This window comes from Sphingobium limneticum, from assembly GCF_008710165.1.
Taxonomy (GTDB): Bacteria; Pseudomonadota; Alphaproteobacteria; order Sphingomonadales; family Sphingomonadaceae; genus Sphingobium; species Sphingobium limneticum.
This window is the reverse complement of the sequence record NZ_VYQA01000001.1, coordinates 113,758-132,654: the sequence shown is the minus strand read 5'-3', so window position 1 is coordinate 132,654 and position 18,897 is coordinate 113,758. Positions and strand designations below refer to the sequence as shown.

Below are 18,897 nucleotides of genomic sequence, written 5' to 3'. Positions count from 1 at the left end.
CGCGTGGCATGATGCGTCTATGGCGCAAACAGAAATGATCGCCCCACCGGGCGCCAGAGAGGATTGGACCATCCCGCAGGACTGGGCGGCTTACACCGCGCAGGACCATGCGATGTGGGACCGTCTGTTCGCGCGCCAGACGCAGATGCTGGCCGGCCGCGCCGTACCGGAATTTCTGGAGGGGCTGGACATATTGCGGATGACCCGGCCGGGCATTCCCGACTTTGCCGAACTGTCCGACCGGCTGATGCAACGGACCGGGTGGCAGGTGGTCGCCGTGCCGGGGCTGGTGCCCGACCGGCTCTTCTTCGAACATCTGGCCAATCGCCGCTTCGTCGCCGGCCGCTTCATCCGCCAGCCCGAACAGATCGACTATCTGGAGGAGCCGGACGTCTTTCACGACGTTTTCGGCCATGTGCCCTTGCTCGCGAACCCGGTCTTCGCCGATTATATGCAGGCCTATGGCGAAGGGGGGCTACGCGCCCATGCGCTGGGGTCGATCGAGCGGCTGGCACGGCTCTATTGGTACACCGTGGAATTCGGCCTGATCCGACAGGATGATGGCCTCAAACTCTATGGCGCCGGCATCGTTTCCTCCCATGGGGAGTCCGAATTTGCGCTGGACGATCCGTCGCCCAATCGCCTCGGCTTCGACCTCAAGCGGCTGATGCGTACCCGCTATCGCATCGACGATTATCAGCAGAGCTATTTCGTGATCGACAGTTTCGAGCAACTGTTGCGGATGACGGCCGAAACCGATTTCGCACCGCTTTATGCGCAGCTTGACGGCCTGCCCGATCTCGACACCGATACCATCTTGCCGACCGACCGCGTCTTCACCCGCGGCAGTCAGGCCTATGCGAACAAGAAAAAGGAAGAGGACGCCCTATGACCACCGACACCAACCCGCTGGGCCTCAACGGCTTCGAGTTCGTCGAATTCACCTCGCCCGATCCAGAAGCGATGGCGGCGCAGTTCGAGCAACTGGGCTTCGTCGCCAGTCACCGCCACCCGCGCAAGAATATCACCCGCTATCGTCAGGGGCGCATCAACCTGATGCTCAATCGCGACGATGCCGGGCGCGTGGCGGAATTTCGCGGCGTCCATGGCCCATCGGCCAGCGCCATGGCCTTTCGCGTTACCGATCCCAAGGCCGCGCTCGCATGGGCGCTGGCCAATGGCGGCAAGGCCACGGCGGAGGATGACACGGTGATCGAGGGGATTGGCGGCGCCTATCTCTATTTCATGCCGGCCGACGGCGATCCCTATGCCGACTGGGCCGAATTTCCGGGCTGGGAGGAGAAGGCGGCCGACAACAACGTCGGCCTCGACCTGCTCGACCATCTGACCCATAATGTCCGGCGCGGCCAGATGCGGGTGTGGAGCGAATTTTATCGTACCCTCTTCGGCTTCGAGGAACAGAAATTCTTCGATATCAAGGGGAAAGCGACGGGCCTGACCAGCCAGGCGATGATCGCGCCGGACAAGGCAATCCGCATTCCGCTCAACGAAAGCCAGGACGACAAGAGCCAGATCGAGGAGTTCATCCGCGACTATCATGGCGAGGGTATCCAGCATCTGGCGCTGACCACCGACAATATCTACGACACGGTCGAGAAATTGCGGGCGCGCGGCGTCCGGCTTCAGGACACGATCGAAACCTATTATGAACTGGTCGACAAGCGCGTGCCGGGTCATGGCGAGGATCTGGCGCGCCTCAAGAAGAACCGCATCCTTATCGACGGCGATGTCGAGGAGGAAGGCATATTGCTGCAAATCTTCACTGAGAATATGTTCGGCCCGATCTTCTTCGAGATCATCCAGCGCAAGGGCAATGAGGGCTTTGGCAACGGCAATTTCCAGGCCCTGTTCGAAAGCATAGAGTTGGACCAGATCAGGCGGGGCGTCGTTAGCGTCGATGCGTGAGATAATCTGACACCGTTCGCGCTGCGCCTTTCGAAATGCTCAGGGCGAACGGAGGAGAGTGACGATGGATTATCTGACCGGGGATTATCTGACCGGCTTCGGCAATCATCATGCGAGCGAGGCGGTGGCGGGCGCGCTGCCGGTCGGGCGCAATTCGCCGCAGCGCGTGCCCTATGGCCTTTATGCCGAACAATTGTCCGCGACCGCCTTCACCGTGCCGCGCGCGGACAATCGGCGCAGTTGGCTCTACCGCATGCGGCCGAGCGCGATGCACGCGCCCTTCCTACCCTATGCCAAAGCGAGCCTGCTGCGCAGCGCGCCCGACGCTGACGCGGTCGCTTCGCCCAACCGGCTGCGCTGGAACCCGCTCGACCTGCCGGCCGACCCGGTCGATTTCATCGATGGCCTCGTCACCTATGCGGTCAATGGCGATGTTGCGGCGGGTATCGGGTGCAGCGTCCATGTCTACGCCGCCAACCGATCCATGGTCGATCGCGCCTTTTTCAGCGCGGATGGCGAATGGCTGATCGTGCCGCAGCAGGGGCGGCTGCGGATCGTCACCGAAATGGGCGTGCTGCCCGTCGCCCCGCTCCAGATCGCGCTGATCCCGCGCGGGGTGCGGTTTCGCGTCGAATTGCTGGACGATGATGCGCGCGGCTATGTCTGCGAAAATCATGGCAGCCCGTTCCGGCTGCCGGACCTTGGGCCGATCGGCTCCAATGGCCTCGCCAATGTCCGCGATTTCGAGGCGCCGGTCGCAGCCTATGAGGATGTGGAACGCCCCCATGAACTGGTGCAGAAATATCAGGGGCAACTCTGGTCGACGATGCTCGACCACAGCCCGTTCGATGTGATCGCATGGCATGGTAATGTCGTGCCCTATCGCTATGATCTGACACGGTTCAACACGATCGGCACGGTCAGTTTCGACCATCCCGATCCGTCCATCTTCACGGTGCTGACATCGCCCAGCGACAGCGCCGGCACCGCCAATATCGACTTCGTCATCTTCCCGCCGCGCTGGATGGTGGCAGAGGATACGTTTCGGCCGCCCTGGTTCCACCGCAACGTCATGAGCGAGTTCATGGGCCTCATCACCGGCCAATATGATGCCAAGGCGGGCGGTTTCGCGCCGGGCGGGGCCAGCCTGCACAATATGATGTCCGCCCATGGGCCGGATGTCGCCAGCCATGACGGGGCCGTCGCAGCGGCTTTGCAACCGCATAAGATAGAGGAGACGATGGCGTTCATGTTCGAAAGCCGATTGCCGTTCGCGCCGACAGGCTGGGCGATGAAAACGCCTTTGTTGCAAGGCGATTATGACGCATGCTGGACAGGCTTTCGCAAGGCGCAACTGCCGCCGGGGGACGCGGCATGAGCTGGTGGACGACCGACGAGACGCATGATCCCGCCCGCACCAGCTGGGTGGAAAGCGCTAACGGCCATCCCGATTTCCCGATCCAGAACCTGCCCTATGGGGTGTTTTCGTCCGCCAGCGGAGAGGCAGGCATCGGTGTCGCCATCGGCGACCGGATATTGGATCTTTTCGCCTGCGCCGCCGCCGGCCTGCTGCCCGCTCCCATCGCGCCGCTCTGCACGGCCGGGACGCTGAACGGGTTGATGGCGCTCTCCGTCGCCGACCGGCGAGCGCTGCGCCGCTTGCTCAGCGATCTTCTGTCCGACCCGGCCTATGCGGATCGCCTGACGCCGATGCTGCATGCTGCGGCGGATTGCGCCCTGCATCTGCCCGCGCATATCGGCGATTATAGCGACTTCTATGTCGGCATCCACCATGCCACCAATATCGGGCGGCAGTTCAGACCCGACAATCCACTCCTGCCCAACTATAAATATGTGCCGATCGGCTATCATGGCCGGGCGTCCTCGATCCGGCCGTCGGGCGTGGCGCTGCGCCGGCCGGTGGGGCAGCGCAAGCCGCCAGAGGCCGACGCGCCCATGGTCGGTCCGTCCGCCCGGCTGGATTATGAACTGGAGCTGGGCGTGTGGATCGGCGCCGGCAACGCTCTGGGTACCGCCATCCCGATCGCGCAGGCGGCGGACCATGTCGCGGGCTTCTGCCTGCTCAACGACTGGTCGGCGCGCGATTTTCAGGCCTGGGAATATCAGCCGCTCGGCCCCTTCCTGTCCAAAAGCTTTCAGTCGACCATTTCCCCCTGGGTGGTGACGAGCGAGGCGATGGCGCCGTTCCGCCCGGCGCAACCGCCCCGGCCGACGGACGATCCGGCGCCCTTGCCTTATCTGTCCGATGCGGACGATCAGGCGCATGGCGCGCTGGGCCTGACGCTGGAGGTGCTGATCCTGACCGAAGCGATGCGCACGCGCGGGGAGGCGCCGTTCCCGCTCAGCAGCGGTCCGGCCAGCAACATGTATTGGACGGTGCAGCAGATCGTTGCTCACCATGCGTCCAATGGCTGCAACCTCAATCCCGGCGACTTGCTGGGCAGCGGCACCATCTCCGCACCGGACCGGTCGGGCTATGGCAGTCTGATCGAATTGTCGGTCGGCGGCAAGGAACCGGTGGCGCTGCCCGGTGGCGAAAGCCGCACTTTCCTGGAGGATGGCGACGAGATCATCTTGCGCGCGCGCGCATCGGCGCAAGGCTTCGTGCCGATCGGCTTTGGCGAATGTCGGGCAATGGTGATGCCGGCGCTCTAAGCGCGGCTTCGTAGGCGGCGATCAGCCGGTCGAAATGGGCGTCCTCATTGAAGCGGGCGCGGACATCGGCATGACCCGCCACGCCCAGCCGCCGGCACAGCGCCGGATCGTCCCACAGGCGGCGCATCTGCCGGGCCAGATCGGCGGCATCCCCGGGTGCGAAATGCAGCCCGGTCACGCCTTCGCGCACCGTGTCCTGCAAGGCGCCGATGCGGGATGCGATGACCGGCACGCCATGGGCCATGGCTTCGGCGGCGACGATCGCGAAGGTTTCGAACCAGAGGTTGGGCACCACCAAAGCCCGTGCGCCGCGATAGACGGCAGCGAGCGACGCCGGCCCATCGGTGATGGTTACCGGCACCCCATGCGCCTGTAATGGCGCGGGATCGCTGCCGGCCGGCCCAGCGACATGAATCGGCAGGCCAGACAGTCGGGCAGCCTCGATCAGCACATCCAGCCCCTTTTCCGGCACGAAACGACCGGCAAAAGCGAAATAGCGGCCGACTGCGGGATCGACGGGGTCGGGCGCGGCGGGGATGGCACATTCGTTGACGCTGATCCGGTCGATCGGGATGGCCGCGTGGCGATGCAGCCAGTTGCGGCTGAAGTCGGTCAGCACGATGAAACGACTGACATGGTCATAGAGGTTTCGCCGCTGTGCCACAGCATGGCGCAACGCGAAGGCGGCGCTTTCGGGCAGGCTGTTCCGGCAATTGCGTTGGAGCGCGTGATGCGCCCCCTGATCGGTACAGCGGTTGCAGACTGCCGCGCCGTCATGATGGGTGGCGATCGGGCAAGTGATACGGAAATCATAGCAGCTATGGACCACCGGCACCCCGGCGCGCGCGCAGAGCGGGAACAGCCAGGGGGTGAGCAACGGATAGAGTTCATGGCTATGCACGATATCCGGCCGGTCCGTCTCCAGCCGCGCCGCGAACTCCCGCAGCGTGGCGACGGGGTAGAGGCCATGGGCAAAGGCCGTGATCTTTCCTGAAACGCCAGTTGAAAGGTGACGACTATCCTTCTCGAAATATCGACTTTTAACCCGCGTCTGCGCGACAGGGCGATGGTCGCGTCCCAGGCATTGTCGGCCCCGCCGCCCTGACGATGGCGGTTGAAGACATGCAGGATCTTCATACCACCTGAGCGGGCGCGAACAGGTCGGCACGATAGCGGGCGCCGATTAGCGCGACATCGCCAGCGTGCATGGCGCGATCAACATGCTGGGCTTGGCCAAGCGCACCGGCGCGAAAATCCTGTAAGCCTCCACCAGCGAAGTCTATGGCGATCCGGAGGTTCACCCCCAGCGCGAGGATTATTGGGGCCATGTGAACCCCATCGGCCCGCGCGCCTGCTATGACGAGGGGAAGCGCTGCGCCGAAACCCTCTTCTTCGACTATCATCGCGAAGGGCGGGTGCGGATCAAGGTCGCGCGCATCTTCAACACCTATGGCCCGCGCATGGACCCGGCCGACGGGCGCGTCGTGTCCAACTTCATCTGCCAGGCGCTGCTGGGCCAGCCCATCACCCTCTATGGCGATGGACAGCAGACTCGCTCCTTTTGCTATGTCGACGATCTGATCGAGGGGCTGATCCGGCTGATGGGCAGCGCGGACGCGATCACCGGCCCGATCAACATCGGCAATCCCGACGAATTCACCATGGTCGAACTGGCCGAAATGATCCTGGCGCTGACCGGATCGCGATCGTCCCTCATCATGCGGCCCTTGCCCGCCGACGATCCGCGCCAGCGCCGCCCGGACATCGGCCGCGCCCGCGATATGCTGGATTGGGAACCCACCGTGCGGCTGCGCGAAGGACTGACCCGCACCATCGCATATTTCGACGCGCTGCTGGCCGGCGCGGCCAGCCCGGTGCTGCCACTCTCCATGCCGGGCGACATCATCCTGCCGCCCGTCTATCCGGTCAACCGGCTGGGGGCGTAAGCGCCGGACAGGCGGACCGGCGCGATGCCGCCCATGCCACCGCATTTTCCAGCATGGTGACATAATGGGGATCGGCATAGGTTGCGGGGCGATGGCCGATGCCGGAATAGAAGACCCGGCCCTTGCCGACGCAACGGGTCCAGGCGATCGGATGGTCGCCCATGGCCAGCGCGCCCGGCTTGTAGCTGCCCTCGTCCAGCGTCGCGATGACGGCGCTGCCGGGGCGGGGATTGGCCGTGAAGCTGTACCATTCGTCGTTCATCACCCATTGGTCGGGCAAGCCGGCCGCGATCGGATGGCTGCGCCCCTCGACCACCACTTTGGCGTCCTGAAATTGCGGGTCCATCGGGTGTCCGGCAAATTGCGTGCCGACCAGCGTGTCGACATACCAAGGCCAGAAAGTGGACGGATCGCCCGATGATCCATGCACCGCGACATAGCCGCCACCCTGTTCGATATAGGATTTGAACGCGGCCCGCTGCGCCAGCGTCAGCACGTCGCCGCTGACATTGTTCCAGATGATGGCGTCGAACTGGCGCAGCAGGGCCGGCGTCATCACGCCACCCTTGTCGCTCACCACCACGGCCCATCCCTTGCGCTGCGCCATCACCTGAAAGGCGGCGCGGGCGGCATCGACCGAGGGACCATCGCGAAAGCCGTTGATCTTTTCGAAGATCAGCAACCGGGGCTTGCCCTTGGGCAGCGTGATGGTCGGGCGGTCGTCGTCATAACGGGCACAGCGCGCCACCTTGTCCGCTGCCGTCACCGGCAGGGCACGCAGCTTCGCGTCCAGCGCTGTCATCTTGTCGGCGGGCAGATTCTTCATCTTCGCCAGCGCCTTCAGGTTCAGGATCGCGGCGAAGGTCGGCGCTTTCGTCGAGAAGAAGCGCGGGGGCAGGGCGGTGAATATGTCCGGGGCGTCGGTTTCCAGAATAGCCTTGGCGGCAGGGCTGAGCAGCAGGTCCACGATCGGCGATTCGGTCGAAAAGGGCGCATCGCGCAGCGCGCAATCGGTGACAGGCTTGGCCGAAACCGCCGCCGGCAATAGAGCCAGCATCAGGGCCGCACCGACGGCCAAAGCATTTTTCATGTCCCTCTCCCACGCTTGTTTCGCTTGTCCTAGCCTGCCTGGCGGCGCGCGGAAAGCCGATCCGTACGCCACTTCATGACTTGCCAAAGCAGCCTCTATCGCTCAGAGTAATGATAACGCTACCAGACGCAAGCGAACAGGGAGAGCATGATGAAACCACTGTCCAACTCGGTGTCGCATTGGCGACGACTGGTATCCCTCTCCGCTATCGCCCTGGCCTCGCTCCCGGCTTCGCTGCTCGCCGCCGATAGCGTGTCCATCAGCAAGGACTGGCGCTTTACGAAGGGCGATCCGGCTGGCCTGACCACCGACTTGCGCTATGACGTCCGCCCGCCGATCGAGGATGCCGGCGACGGCAAGCTGGCCGACACACCCGCCGACGCAGCCGTGAAGGTGGACGACAGCGGCGCCAACGTGCTGAAACCTTGGATCCTGCCCAGCGCCAATCCGTTCATAAAAGACCCCGCCAAACATCATGCCCGCCCCGCCGGCAATCCCGGCGGCGACGTCCCTTATGTGCAGGCCGGTTTCGACGATAGCGGCTGGACCCATGTCGACCTGCCGCACGACTGGGCGATCGCCGGCCCCTTCATCAAGGACGGACCCTATGGCGGCATGGGCCGCCTGCCCAGTTGGGGCATCGGCTGGTATCGCAAGACGCTCGATATCCCGACGAGCGCCAAAGGCCAGTCCATCTTCCTCGATGTGGAAGGCGCCATGTCCTACGCCACCGTCTGGCTCAATGGAAAGCTGGTGGGCGGCTGGCCCTATGGCTATAACAGTTTCCGCCTCGACCTCACCCCCTATGCGGTGCCGGGCGGCAAGAACCAGCTGGCGATCCGCCTCGACAACCCCGCGGCCTCGGCGCGCTGGTATCCGGGCGGCGGCCTCTATCGCGACATCTATCTTACCACCGCCAACAAGGTCCATGTCGGCCAATGGGGCAGCATCGTCCGCACGCCTCAAGTCAGCAAGGACCACGCCACCATCGATCTCAGCCTGACGCTCGACAATGACGGCGACAAGCCTGCGCAGGTAGACGTCTCGACCGCCCTTTACGCGCTGGACGCGAAGGGCAAGCGCACCGGCCGTCCGGTGGCCAGCATCGCGCGCCAATCCGCCAGCATCGCGCCGGGCGAAAAGGCCGTGCTGAACGGCTCCGCCACCCTCGCCAATCCCCGCCTCTGGGGGCCGCCGCCGACGCAGCAACCCAATCGCTATGTCGCCGTCTCCACCGTGACGCAGGGCGGCAAGACCATCGATACCCACGAAACCCGCTTCGGCGTGCGCGATATCAAGTTCGATCCCGACAAGGGCGTGATCGTCAATGGCGAGCATATCCCGCTGCGCGGCGTCAACAATCATCATGATCTCGGTGCGCTGGGCGCCGCCTTCAACGCCCGCGCGGCCGAACGCCAGCTGGAAATATTGCGCGACATGGGCACCAACGCCGTGCGCATGAGCCACAACCCGCCCGCGCCCGAACTGCTCGAACTCACCGACCGCATGGGTTTCCTCGTCATGGACGAAGTGTTCGACAGCTGGGAAAAGAAGAAGACGCCGCACGACTTCCACCTGATCTTCCCCGACTGGCATGAGGCGGACGCCCGCGCCATGCTGCGCCGCGATCGCAACCACCCCTCCATCATCCTGTGGAGCGTCGGCAACGAAGTGGGCGAACAATATGATGGGGAAGCCGGCGCCAAGATCGGCCGCGAACTGGTCGCCATCGCGCATGAAGAAGACCCGACCCGGCCGGCCACCGGCGCGATGAACTTTGCCAAGGCGGACATGCTGTTGCCGACCACGGTGGACGTCATCAGCCTCAATTATCAGGGCGCGGGCATTCGCGGCATCGTCGGCCAATATCCCGCTTTCCGCGCCAAATTCCCGGACAAGGTCATCCTCTCCACAGAAAGCGCGTCGGCTCTTTCCAGCCGCGGCGAATATATGTTCCCGGTCGCCGGCGCCATCAGCGGACCGGTGCGGCCATGGTCGGGCGGCAATCCCGACACGCATCAGGTGTCCGCTTATGAACTCCATGCCGCCGATTTCGGCTCGTCGCCCGATCGCGTATGGGCCGCTGACGACCAGAATCCCTATGTCGCCGGTGAATTCGTCTGGACGGGTTTCGACTATCTGGGCGAACCGACGCCCTATTATACCTCGCGCAGCAGCTATTCGGGCATCGTCGATCTGGCCGGTTTCCCCAAGGATCGCTTCTGGCTCTATCAGGCGCGCTGGCGCCCGGACCTGAAATTCGCCCATATCCTGCCGCATTGGACATGGCCTGATCGCGTCGGCCAGATCACGCCGGTCCATGTCTTTTCCTCGGCGGACGAGGGCGAACTGTTCGTCAACGGCAAGTCGCAGGGCAAGATCAAGAAGCGCGATTATGAATATCGCTTCCGCTGGGACTATGTCGTCTACGAACCGGGCGAGGTGAAGGTCGTCACCTGGAAGAAGGGCCAGCCCTGGGCGACCGAGACGATCCACACCGTGGGCGAGGCGGCGAAATTGTCGCTGACCGCCGACCGCTCGGGTATCGCCAGCGACGGCCGCGACCTCAGCTTCGTGACGTTGAAGATATTGGACAAGGACGGCAATGTCGTTCCCGCCGCCAAGCAGAAGGTCGAATTTTCGATCGAAGGGCCGGGCGAAATCGTCGCCACAGACAATGGCGACCCGACCGATCTGACCGCCTTTCCATCCAAGAGCCGCGATGCCTTCAACGGACTTGCTCTGGCGATCGTGAAGAGCGACGCCAAGCGCGCGGGCAAGATCATCCTGCGCGCCCGCGCTCAGGGGCTTGGCGAAACACAGATGGAGATCGTCACCCGCTGACGGGCGGGGCGCTCGATTCTGACGGGACCAGCGAGAGGGCGGGGCTGTCCATATCGGACAGGGCCTGCCCCTCGATCAGGTCGATCAGTTGGCGTGTCGCCATTTCCGCCATCTCGCCGAAGGGACGAGCGACGGTAGTCAGCGAAGGCGTCAGCATCTCCGCCACAATGCTGCCGTCGAACCCGACCACGGACAGAGCGGCGGGCACGGCGATGCCGCGTTCGCCCGCAACCTTCAATACGCCGGCGGCCATGATATCGTTGGCGGCGAAAATGGCGGTTGGCGCGGGCGGTGCGGCCAGCAACTGGCGGGCGGCGGCAATCCCGGCGGCCAGGCTGTAGTCGCCCTCGACCTCGGCCATCGGCACCATATCGGCCTCCGCCAGCGCCTCGACAAAGCCGGCCCGGCGCTCGATCGCCGATATCATGTCCTGCGGGCCGGTAATCATCGCGATCCGGCGATGGCCTAGGTCCAACAGATGGCGCGCCACATCGCCGGCCGCCTGCCGCTCGCGCGACAGCAGCACCGCGCCATAACCCTGGATGGCGACCGCAGAAATGGCGACGGCCGGCACATGATCCCCCTGTAGCGCGGCGGGCAGTCCGACCATGTCCGACACCGGCGGCATCACCACCAGCCCGTCGACGCGCGAACGTCGTGCGAAGTCCAGCACATCTGTTGCCGCACCCGGATCGCCGACCGGCACGCTATGGCATATGACCTCATAGCCGCGCCGGGTGGCTTCCCGCCCCACGCCGCGCTGTACGCTGTCCAGCACCAGGGCGTTGCGATCATTATGCACCATGCCGATCAGCAAGGACCGCCCTTTGGCCATGGCGCGGGCGCGCAGGCTAGGACGGAAATTGAGCGTATCGATCGCGCTCTGGATACGGGTGCGCGTATCGTCATTCACCTTGGGCGAATGGTTGAGCACGCGCGACACGGTACGGATCGATACGCCCGCCAGCGCGGCGACGTCGATGATGGTCGGTTCGCCGGGGCTGGAATCCTTGGGGGGCATGGCGGCTTTCGCTGATGGGTCGGACGGCCCGCTCTATGTCAGTGCGGGCGTCCTGACAAATCAGGCCGCGCTTGCCAGCGACCGGGGCGAGGCCTCGGGCAGACGATAGGCCTTGCGCACCAGATTATAGGTCAGGTCTTGGGCCAGTTCCTGTGCCTCCCAATCGCGTAGCCGCCCTTCGGCCACCAGCCGTGCCAGAAAAGCGCAATCCACCCGCCGCGCGACATCGTGCCGCGCCGGGATCGACAGGAAGGCGCGGGTATCGTCGTTGAACCCGACCGTATTGTAGAAGCCCGCCGTCTCCGTCGTCATCTCACGGAAGCGCATCATCCCTTCCGGACTGTCATGGAACCACCAAGCCGGGCCTAGTTTCAGGCAGGGATAATGGCCCGCCAGTGGCGCCAGTTCGCGGGCATAGGTGCTCTCGTCCAGCGTGAAGAGGATGATCGACAGGTCCGCTTCATTACCGAACGCATCGAGCAGCGGCTTCAATCCTCCCACATAATCGGTGCGCCCCGGAATGTCGGCACCCTTGTCCCGGCCATAATGGTGATGCAGCCAGCTATTATGGTTGCGGCAGGCGCCGGGGTGGATCTGCATCACCAGCCCGTCGTCCAGGCTGAGCCGCGCCATTTCGGTCAGCATCTGCGCGCGGAACAGTTCGGCGTCCTGCGCCGTCCAGTCCTTGCCGACGATCCGGTCGAACAGGGCGGCAGAGTCGGCGGCGGACAGGTTCGTCGTGCGTGCGCTCTGATGCCCATGGTCGGTGGAGGTCGCACCCCTGGCGATGAAATCCTGCCGCCGCTTCGCATGCGCGCGCAGATAGCCGCGCCATGTCATCACATCCTCACCCGTCAGATCGGCGAAGGCGACCATGCTGGCATGGAAATCCTCATGCTCCGGATCCACCACCGCGTCGGGCCGATAGGCGGTGACGACTTGGCCGGTCCAGCTCGAGTTGCGGATGGCGTCATGATGGTCCAGCCGCTCATGCGCGCCTTCGGTCGTAGCGATGAGTTCGATGTTGAACCGGTCGAACAGCGCGCGCGGGCGGAAGGCAGGGGTGGCGAGCAAATCGCCGATGCGGTCGAAATAATGATCGGCCGTGTCCGCGCTCAGCACCTCTTCAAAACCGAACACTTCGGCAAAGACATGGTCCAGCCACATCCGTGAAGGCGTGCCGCGAAACAGATGCTGGCTGCTGGCGAATATGCGCCACGCCGCGCGCGGATCGGCATCGCCCGGCACGCCATGGGCAGGAACGCCCAATGCCTCCAGCTTCACGCCCTGGCTGTAGAGCATGCGATAGAGATAATGATCCGGCGCCAGCAGCAGCGCAGTCGCATTGTCCCAGGCATCGTCGGTCGCGAACCAGGCGGGATCGGTATGACCATGCGGGCTGACGATCGGGAGCTGCGCGACGCCGTCATACAGTTTGCGGGCGATGGCGCGGGTGCCCGGATCGGCCGGGAACAGACGATTGGGGTCGAGCGTCAGCGGGGGCACGTTCATCATCTCCTTTGGACTTGTGCCAACGTTGGCACAAATGCTATCACGGCGCAATGGAGACGATGCCAGACACCCTAGATCAGCCTGTTCAGACCCTGCCAGATGCCGTGCGGATCGCACCGGACGACGATGTCGCCGTGGCATTGCGCGCGCTGGCGGAGGGCGAAACCATCCATGTCGCGGGGCAGTTCGTCACGCTGGCCCAGCCGATCGGCCGGGGCCACAAGGTCGCGCTGCATGCGGTTGCTGCGGGTGATCCGGTGCGGCGCTATGGCTGGCCGATCGGCAGCGCGACGGCGGCGATTGCGCGGGGCGCCCATGTTCACAGCCACAATATCCGCACCAATTTGAAGGCGGAGGAGCCGTACAGCTTCACGCCATCGCCATCGGCTCCTGCCACCGCAGACAAACGCTGGCAGTTTCAGGGCTATCGCCGCGCCGATGGCAGCGTGGGCACCCGCAATGAAATCTGGGTGATCCCGACCGTGGGTTGCGTCGCCCGCACGGCGGAACGGATCGCGAAGCAGGCAGCGGATCGCCATGCCGGACAGGTTGATGCCGTACTGGCCTTCCCCCATCCGCTGGGCTGTTCGCAACTGGGCGACGATCTGGACGGCACCGCGCGGGTGCTGGCGGCGCTGGCGTCCAATCCCAATGCCGGCGCCGTTCTCATCATCGGTCTTGGCTGCGAGGAAAACCAGCTGTCCAAGCTGCTGGAGCGCATCCCGCCGGCGCGCCGCGACCGCATCCGCAGCGTCGGCGCACAGATCAGCGCCGACGAATATGAAGCGGCGGAAAGCGCGATCGATGAGCTGGTCGTCATCGCGTCGCAGGACCGGCGCGAACCGGTAGGCATTGAGGCGCTGCGCCTCGGCCTCAAATGCGGTGGTTCAGATGGGTTGAGTGGTATCACCGCCAACCCCTTGATCGGCCGCGCCGCCGATGTCGTCACGCAAGCGGGCGGGCAGGCGATCCTGACGGAAATACCGGAAATTTTCGGCGCGGAACGGCTGCTGATGCAGCGCGCGGCCGATGAGCCGGTGTTCGATGCGCTGGTCGCTCTGGTCAACCGCTTCAAACGCTATTTCATCGACCATGGCGAACCGATTTCGGAAAATCCCAGCCCCGGCAATGTTGCGGGCGGCATCACCACGCTGGAGGAAAAATCGCTGGGTGCCGTGCAGAAAGGCGGCCATGCGATCGTGACGGACGTCCTGGCCTATGGCGAAACGCTGCGCCGACCGGGCCTGACCCTGCTGGAGGCGCCGGGCAACGACGCGGTGTCGACCACCGCGCTGGCCGCCGCCGGCGCGACGATGACACTCTTTTCCACCGGGCGCGGCACGCCATTGGGCAGCCCCATTCCGACGCTGAAACTCGCCACCAATCACGACCTGGCACGGCGCAAGCCCGGCTGGATCGATTTCGATGCCGCTCAGGTTTTGGATGACGGCCTCGACGCCGCCACCGATGCGCTGATGGCGCGCATCTGTGCCATCGCGTCGGGCGAACCAGCCCGCAACGAAGTCAATGGCGAGCGCGACATCGCCATCTGGAAACGCGGCGTCACCCTCTGATTGCTCGGGAATTGTCCATGACTCGCTTATCGTCCGCCACATTGGCTGCCTTGCCTGCGACTGTCGCTCGCCCCGCTTATGACCGGAGCCAAGTGAAGCCCGGCGTCGTCCATTTAGGCATCGGTGCCTTCCATCGCGCGCATCAGGCGGTGATGTTCGACGATACGCTGGCGGTGGGCGATCTGCGCTGGGGCATCCGCACCGTGTCCTTGCGTTCGCCCGGCGTGCGCGACCAGATGGCGCCGCAGGACGGTCTTTATCATATATTGGTGCGAGACGGCGCTGAAGTCGCCGTGCGCACCATCGGCGCAGTGTTGGACGTGACGGTCGCGCCGGAAAGCCCCGACACGGTGGTCGATATGCTGGCCGATGCCGACACCCATATCGTGACGCTGACCGTGACGGAAAAGGGCTATAAGCTGGACCCCGCCAGCGGCGCGTTGCGCACCGACGATCCGCAACTGGCCGCCGACCTTGCCAGCCTTAACGCCCCCGTGACCGCGCCCGGCTTCCTCGTCGCCGCTTTGGCTAAACGCCGCGCGCGCGGCCTGCTGCCCTTCACCGCTATCTCCTGCGACAATCTGCCGCGCAACGGGCAAAGGCTGCGCGGCGCGGTGATCGCGCTGGCGCAATATCATGATCCAGCGCTGGCAGAGTGGATCGCGCAGGAAGGCGCCTTCCCCGAAACCATGGTCGATCGCATCGTGCCGGCCACGACCCCGGACGATATCGCTGCCTTCGCCCGCGATCATGGCGTAACGGACGAGGCGCTGGTCAAGACCGAACCCTTCACCCAATGGGTGATAGAGGATCGCTTCTGCGGCCCGCGCCCCGATTTCGGCGCCGGCGTTCAGATCACCGCCGCCGTCGCACCATGGGAGGAAGCCAAGCTGCGCCTTCTCAACGGTGCGCACAGCGCTATCGCCTATCTGGGCGGGCTGGCGTGCATCGCCCATGTCCATGAAGTGCTGGAACATCCCGCCATGCGCGCCTTTGTCGAACGGCTATGGGACGAGGCGGAAAGCACCCTGTCGCCGCCCGCCGAACTGGATGTTGCCGCCTATCGGCGTGACCTGATGACGCGCTTCGACAATGGCGCGCTGATGCATCGCACCCATCAGATCGCGATGGACGGGTCGCAGAAACTGCCCCAGCGCTTGCTCGCCACCATAGCCGATCGCCGCGCGGAGGGACAGGATGTGGATGCGCTGGCGCTGGGCGTGGCGGCCTGGATACGCTGGCAGGCGGGGATCAGCGATGCGGGCATCACACATGTGGTGGATGATCCGCTGGCCGACAGCATTGCCGCCTTGCTGGCAGAAGCCGCCGATGCCGCTGGCCGCGTAACCGCCATCTTGGCCTATGACGCGATCATGCCTGCCGCGTTGCGCGACGATGCCGTCTTCGCCGACCAACTGATCGCCCATTTGACCAGCCTCGAAGAAAAAGGCGCCATGGCCACCGTAGCAGCCATGGCGCCCATTCCGGCCTGATTGGATCAGGCGGCGTCGACCAGCACGATCTCGCTATCCTCGATCGCGGTCACGCGGATGACCTCGACATCGCTGATGGCCACGCCGTCACGGGCATTGGCGCGGACATCGTCGATCTGGATCGCGCCGGTGGCGGGGACCAGATAGGCCTTGCGATCGGCGCCGATCGGATAGTCGGCGCTTTCCCCGGCCTTGAGCGTCGCAGCCACGATCCGCGCATCGGTGCGGATGGTCAGCGCGTCATTGTCATTCTCATAACCCGACGCCAGCGTCACGAAATGCCCCGACCGTTCGCCCTTGGGGAAGGGGCGGGCGCCCCAGCTGGGCGCTTCGCCCTGACGGGTGGGGATGATCCAGATCTGGAAGATCTTCGTCGTCACATCTTCGCGATTATATTCCGAATGGCGCACGCCCGTGCCTGCGCTCATCACCTGCACGTCGCCCGCTTCGGTCCGGCCCTTGTTGCCCAGACTGTCCTCATGGGTGATCGCGCCTTCGCGGACATAGGTGATGATTTCCATGTCGCGATGCGGGTGCGGCGGAAAGCCGGTATGCGGCGCGATCGTGTCGTCGTTCCACACGCGCAGATTGCCCCAGTGCATACGGGCGGGATCATGATAGCCGGCGAAGGAAAAATGATGCTTGGCGTCGAGCCAGCCATGATTGTCACCGCCAAGGCTATCGAAGGGGCGCAGTTCGATCATCGTCTTATCTCCTGATCGGGCGGAGGTCGCCGGGATGGCGTCGCCCTATTGAAGACGTCTTTACCCCTTGCCATCTTTCCTGTTCAGATGGATAAAACTGATCCTTATGTTCGAGGAAATGGAATAGTGAATAATCCCGGCACGCCGACATTCGACCAGCTGCGCATTTTTCTGGCGATCGTGGACACAGGCAGTTTCGCCGCCGCCGGCCGCAAACTCAACCGCGCCGTGTCGGTCATCAGCTATGGCATTTCCAATCTGGAGGCGCAGCTTGGCCTGTCCCTGTTCGACCGGGAAGGGACGCGCAAACCGCAACTGACCGTCGCCGGCCGCGCCTTGCTGGCAGAGGCGCGCAGCATATCCCATGGCCTGGATGGACTGCGGGCGAAGGTGAAAGGCCTGCTCGACGGGCTGGAGGCGGAGGTCGATCTGGCGGTCGACGTCATGCTGCCGTCCGATCGACTGGGTAAGGTATTGCGCGCCTTTTCTCAGGCCTTCCCGACTGTGCAGTTGCGCCTCCATGCCGAGGCGCTGGGCGCCATTACCGCGATGGTGCTGGACCGGGCGGCCGTGATCGGCATTTCCGGGCCGCTCTCCGCCGGTGTCGAGGGAATAGAGAGCATGGCCGCCGGGCTGGTGCCGATGGTGCCGGTCGCCGCGCCGGATCATCCGCTGGGCCGCATGGATCTGATCGCGCCGGGGGCGGGGCGCAACTATACGCAGCTGGTGCTGACCGACCGATCACGCTTCACCGAGGGGCAGGATTTTTCCGTGAGCAGCCCCAAGACCTGGCGCCTCGCCGATCTGGGCGCGAAACATGCGTTGCTGCGCGAAGGCATTGGCTGGGGCAATATGCCGCTGCCAATGATCGAGGGGGATCTGGTCGCGGGCACGCTGGTGCGGCTGGCCATGCCCGACCATAGCGGCGGCACCTATCGCTTTTCGGGCATCTGGCGCCGCGATACCCCGCCGGGGCCGGCCGCCAGCTGGCTGCTCGACCAGTTCGTCGGGCTGGGCCGGGACGACATAGAGCCGGACGGCATGAGCGACGTCTGATCCGTCACCCAGCCGCCCGGCTTTCTGTTCGTTCAAAACCTTAATGTCGGAAGGCCACCCCAACTCCGTTCGCTTCGAGCCTGTCGAGAAGCGGCTAGCAGCGCAATTGGCGTTTCTCGACCTTGGCCTGTCCTGAGCGCCTGCCTCGCAGGCAGTCGAAGGGCTCGAAACGAACGGAGGTTGTGAGGCCGTTCCTTTTAGCGCTGGATGAAGGCCAGGATATCGGCGTTCAGCACATCGGCATTCACCGTCAGCATGCCGTGCGAATAGCCTTCGTAGATTTTCAGCGTGGCGTCGGGCAGCAATTCCGCCTGCAACACGCCGGCATTCTTGTACGGCACGACTTGATCGTCATCGCCATGCAGCACCAGCGTCGGCACCGTGATCGCCTTCAGATCGTCGGTCTGGTCAGTCTCCGAAAAGGCCTTGATCCCTTCATAATGGGCCAGCGCGCTGCCGTTCAGGCCCTGCCGCACCCAATTGTCGATGACGGCGGGCTTCACATCGACGCCATCCAGATTGAAACCGTAGAAGGGACCACTGGCGACATCGCGGAAGAATTGAGCACGATTGGCGGCGAGGCCAGCGCGCAGCCCGTCGAACACATCCATCGGCAGGCCGCCGGGATAGCGTTCCGTCTTCAGCATGATCGGCGGCACCGCGCTCACCAGCACCGCCTTGGCGACGCGGCCCTGCGGAAGGCCATGGCGGGCGACATAGGCAGCCACTTCGCCGCCACCGGTCGAATGGCCGATATGGATCGCGTTCTTCAGGTCGAGATGTTCGACGACAGCCGCGGCGTCGGCGGCATAATGGTCCATGTCATGACCGAAATCGACCTGGGTCGACCGGCCATGGCCGCGGCGATCATGGGCGATGACGCGATAGCCCTTGGACAGGAAGAACAGCATCTGCGCATCCCAGTCGTCTGAAGACAGGGGCCAGCCATGGTGGAACATGATCGGCTGGGCATCCTTGCTGCCCCAATCCTTGTAGAAGATATCGACGCCGTCAGTGGTGGTGATGAACTGGCTCATGGGATGGCTCCTTGCTGG

15 protein-coding genes and 1 pseudogene are annotated in these 18,897 nt (G+C 64.4%); 9 read left to right on the top strand and 7 right to left on the bottom strand.

Translation table 11 applies throughout. The features are described from left to right. The first annotated feature begins 19 nt into the window (after nt 1-19). From phhA to fahA, 4 genes are all read left to right on the top strand, one after another. On the top strand, nt 20-892 hold the full coding sequence (gene phhA / locus F4U95_RS00480) for a phenylalanine 4-monooxygenase (RefSeq protein ID WP_120253057.1): 873 nt from the start codon (nt 20-22) through the stop codon (nt 890-892). Continuing rightward, complete coding sequence (hppD, locus tag F4U95_RS00475) at nt 889-1,926, top strand: 4-hydroxyphenylpyruvate dioxygenase (RefSeq protein WP_120253056.1); 1,038 nt, start codon at nt 889-891, stop codon at nt 1,924-1,926. Before phhA ends, hppD begins: the two co-directional genes overlap by 4 nt. A 64-nt stretch (nt 1,927-1,990) precedes the next feature. After that, nucleotides 1,991-3,304 carry a homogentisate 1,2-dioxygenase gene (hmgA, locus tag F4U95_RS00470; protein ID WP_120253055.1) on the top strand — a complete coding sequence of 438 codons (1,314 nt, stop codon included), beginning with the start codon at nt 1,991-1,993 and terminating at the stop codon, nt 3,302-3,304. Continuing rightward, the gene (fahA, locus tag F4U95_RS00465; RefSeq protein ID WP_120253054.1) at nt 3,301-4,602 is read left to right on the top strand and encodes a fumarylacetoacetase; all 1,302 of its coding nucleotides are present in this window, start codon (nt 3,301-3,303) and stop codon (nt 4,600-4,602) included. The genes hmgA and fahA overlap by 4 nt, the downstream gene beginning before the upstream one ends. On the opposite strand, the gene F4U95_RS00460 is transcribed toward fahA, so the two are convergent. Then, nucleotides 4,517-5,770, bottom strand: coding sequence for a glycosyltransferase family 4 protein (locus F4U95_RS00460; RefSeq protein ID WP_120253053.1), 1,254 nt, complete (start codon nt 5,768-5,770; stop codon nt 4,517-4,519). The two genes, fahA and F4U95_RS00460, sit on opposite strands and share 86 nt — an antisense overlap. Continuing rightward, nucleotides 5,736-5,930: a hypothetical protein gene (locus tag F4U95_RS25440; protein ID WP_331852628.1), complete on the bottom strand. Its 195-nt coding sequence runs from the start codon at nt 5,928-5,930 to the stop codon at nt 5,736-5,738. The genes F4U95_RS00460 and F4U95_RS25440 overlap by 35 nt, the downstream gene beginning before the upstream one ends. On the opposite strand from F4U95_RS25440, the pseudogene F4U95_RS00455 reads away from it, so the two are divergent. Continuing rightward, nucleotides 5,925-6,548 (top strand): annotated as a pseudogene (locus F4U95_RS00455) (NAD-dependent epimerase/dehydratase family protein); the annotation flags it as partial. The gene F4U95_RS25440 and the pseudogene F4U95_RS00455 sit on opposite strands and share 6 nt — an antisense overlap. Here F4U95_RS00455 and F4U95_RS00450 read toward each other — a convergent pair. Beyond that, a complete protein-coding gene (locus tag F4U95_RS00450; protein WP_120253052.1) occupies nt 6,529-7,638 on the bottom strand; it encodes a ThuA domain-containing protein in 1,110 nt (369 codons plus the stop codon). The pseudogene F4U95_RS00455 and the gene F4U95_RS00450 sit on opposite strands and share 20 nt — an antisense overlap. Nucleotides 7,639-7,785: 147 nt before the next feature. On the opposite strand from F4U95_RS00450, the gene galB reads away from it, so the two are divergent. Beyond that, nucleotides 7,786-10,482 carry a beta-galactosidase GalB gene (gene galB / locus F4U95_RS00445; RefSeq protein WP_232016243.1) on the top strand — a complete coding sequence of 899 codons (2,697 nt, stop codon included), beginning with the start codon at nt 7,786-7,788 and terminating at the stop codon, nt 10,480-10,482. Here galB and F4U95_RS00440 read toward each other — a convergent pair. Next, nucleotides 10,472-11,503 (bottom strand): LacI family DNA-binding transcriptional regulator, encoded by a 1,032-nt coding sequence (locus F4U95_RS00440; RefSeq protein WP_120253051.1) that lies wholly within the window; start codon nt 11,501-11,503, stop codon nt 10,472-10,474. The two genes, galB and F4U95_RS00440, sit on opposite strands and share 11 nt — an antisense overlap. A gap of 60 nt (nt 11,504-11,563) precedes the next feature. Beyond that, nucleotides 11,564-13,018 carry a glucuronate isomerase gene (gene uxaC / locus F4U95_RS00435; RefSeq protein WP_425505024.1) on the bottom strand — a complete coding sequence of 485 codons (1,455 nt, stop codon included), beginning with the start codon at nt 13,016-13,018 and terminating at the stop codon, nt 11,564-11,566. Nucleotides 13,019-13,074: 56 nt separating this feature from the next. Between uxaC and F4U95_RS00430 the strand changes: the two genes are divergently transcribed. Together F4U95_RS00430 and F4U95_RS00425 are read left to right on the top strand one after the other, a co-directional pair. Further along, nucleotides 13,075-14,589, top strand: a complete 1,515-nt coding sequence (locus F4U95_RS00430; RefSeq protein ID WP_120253558.1) for a UxaA family hydrolase — start codon at nt 13,075-13,077, stop codon at nt 14,587-14,589. A 17-nt stretch (nt 14,590-14,606) separates the two neighbouring features. Beyond that, entirely contained in the window at nt 14,607-16,082 is a 1,476-nt protein-coding gene (locus F4U95_RS00425; protein WP_120253050.1) for a mannitol dehydrogenase family protein, read from the top strand. A gap of 5 nt (nt 16,083-16,087) precedes the next feature. On the opposite strand, the gene F4U95_RS00420 is transcribed toward F4U95_RS00425, so the two are convergent. Next, a complete protein-coding gene (locus F4U95_RS00420; protein ID WP_056692756.1) occupies nt 16,088-16,786 on the bottom strand; it encodes a pirin family protein in 699 nt (232 codons plus the stop codon). Between the two features lie 126 nt (nt 16,787-16,912). Here F4U95_RS00420 and F4U95_RS00415 point away from each other — a divergent pair, with 126 nt between their 5' ends. After that, nucleotides 16,913-17,842, top strand: coding sequence for a LysR family transcriptional regulator (locus F4U95_RS00415; protein ID WP_120253049.1), 930 nt, complete (start codon nt 16,913-16,915; stop codon nt 17,840-17,842). Nucleotides 17,843-18,039: 197 nt separating this feature from the next. Here F4U95_RS00415 and F4U95_RS00410 read toward each other — a convergent pair whose 3' ends face one another. Further along, nucleotides 18,040-18,879, bottom strand: a complete 840-nt coding sequence (locus tag F4U95_RS00410; RefSeq protein WP_120253048.1) for an alpha/beta fold hydrolase — start codon at nt 18,877-18,879, stop codon at nt 18,040-18,042. Between the last annotated feature and the right edge of the window lie 18 nt (nt 18,880-18,897).

What these genes read in the sequence shown, in the direction of transcription:
- F4U95_RS25440 (WP_331852628.1), bottom strand. Translation starts at nt 5,930, where the DNA reads ATGGCCCCAATAATCCTCGCGCTGGGGGTGAACCTCCGGATCGCCATA.
- uxaC (WP_425505024.1), bottom strand. Translation starts at nt 13,018, where the DNA reads ATGATGAACGTGCCCCCGCTGACGCTCGACCCCAATCGTCTGTTCCCG.
- F4U95_RS00450 (WP_120253052.1), bottom strand. Translation starts at nt 7,638, where the DNA reads ATGAAAAATGCTTTGGCCGTCGGTGCGGCCCTGATGCTGGCTCTATTG.
- galB (WP_232016243.1), top strand. Translation starts at nt 7,786, where the DNA reads ATGATGAAACCACTGTCCAACTCGGTGTCGCATTGGCGACGACTGGTA.
- F4U95_RS00430 (WP_120253558.1), top strand. Translation starts at nt 13,075, where the DNA reads ATGCCAGACACCCTAGATCAGCCTGTTCAGACCCTGCCAGATGCCGTG.
- F4U95_RS00420 (WP_056692756.1), bottom strand. Translation starts at nt 16,786, where the DNA reads ATGATCGAACTGCGCCCCTTCGATAGCCTTGGCGGTGACAATCATGGC.
- fahA (WP_120253054.1), top strand. Translation starts at nt 3,301, where the DNA reads ATGAGCTGGTGGACGACCGACGAGACGCATGATCCCGCCCGCACCAGC.
- hppD (WP_120253056.1), top strand. Translation starts at nt 889, where the DNA reads ATGACCACCGACACCAACCCGCTGGGCCTCAACGGCTTCGAGTTCGTC.
- F4U95_RS00410 (WP_120253048.1), bottom strand. Translation starts at nt 18,879, where the DNA reads ATGAGCCAGTTCATCACCACCACTGACGGCGTCGATATCTTCTACAAG.
- F4U95_RS00440 (WP_120253051.1), bottom strand. Translation starts at nt 11,503, where the DNA reads ATGCCCCCCAAGGATTCCAGCCCCGGCGAACCGACCATCATCGACGTC.
- hmgA (WP_120253055.1), top strand. Translation starts at nt 1,991, where the DNA reads ATGGATTATCTGACCGGGGATTATCTGACCGGCTTCGGCAATCATCAT.
- F4U95_RS00425 (WP_120253050.1), top strand. Translation starts at nt 14,607, where the DNA reads ATGACTCGCTTATCGTCCGCCACATTGGCTGCCTTGCCTGCGACTGTC.
- phhA (WP_120253057.1), top strand. Translation starts at nt 20, where the DNA reads ATGGCGCAAACAGAAATGATCGCCCCACCGGGCGCCAGAGAGGATTGG.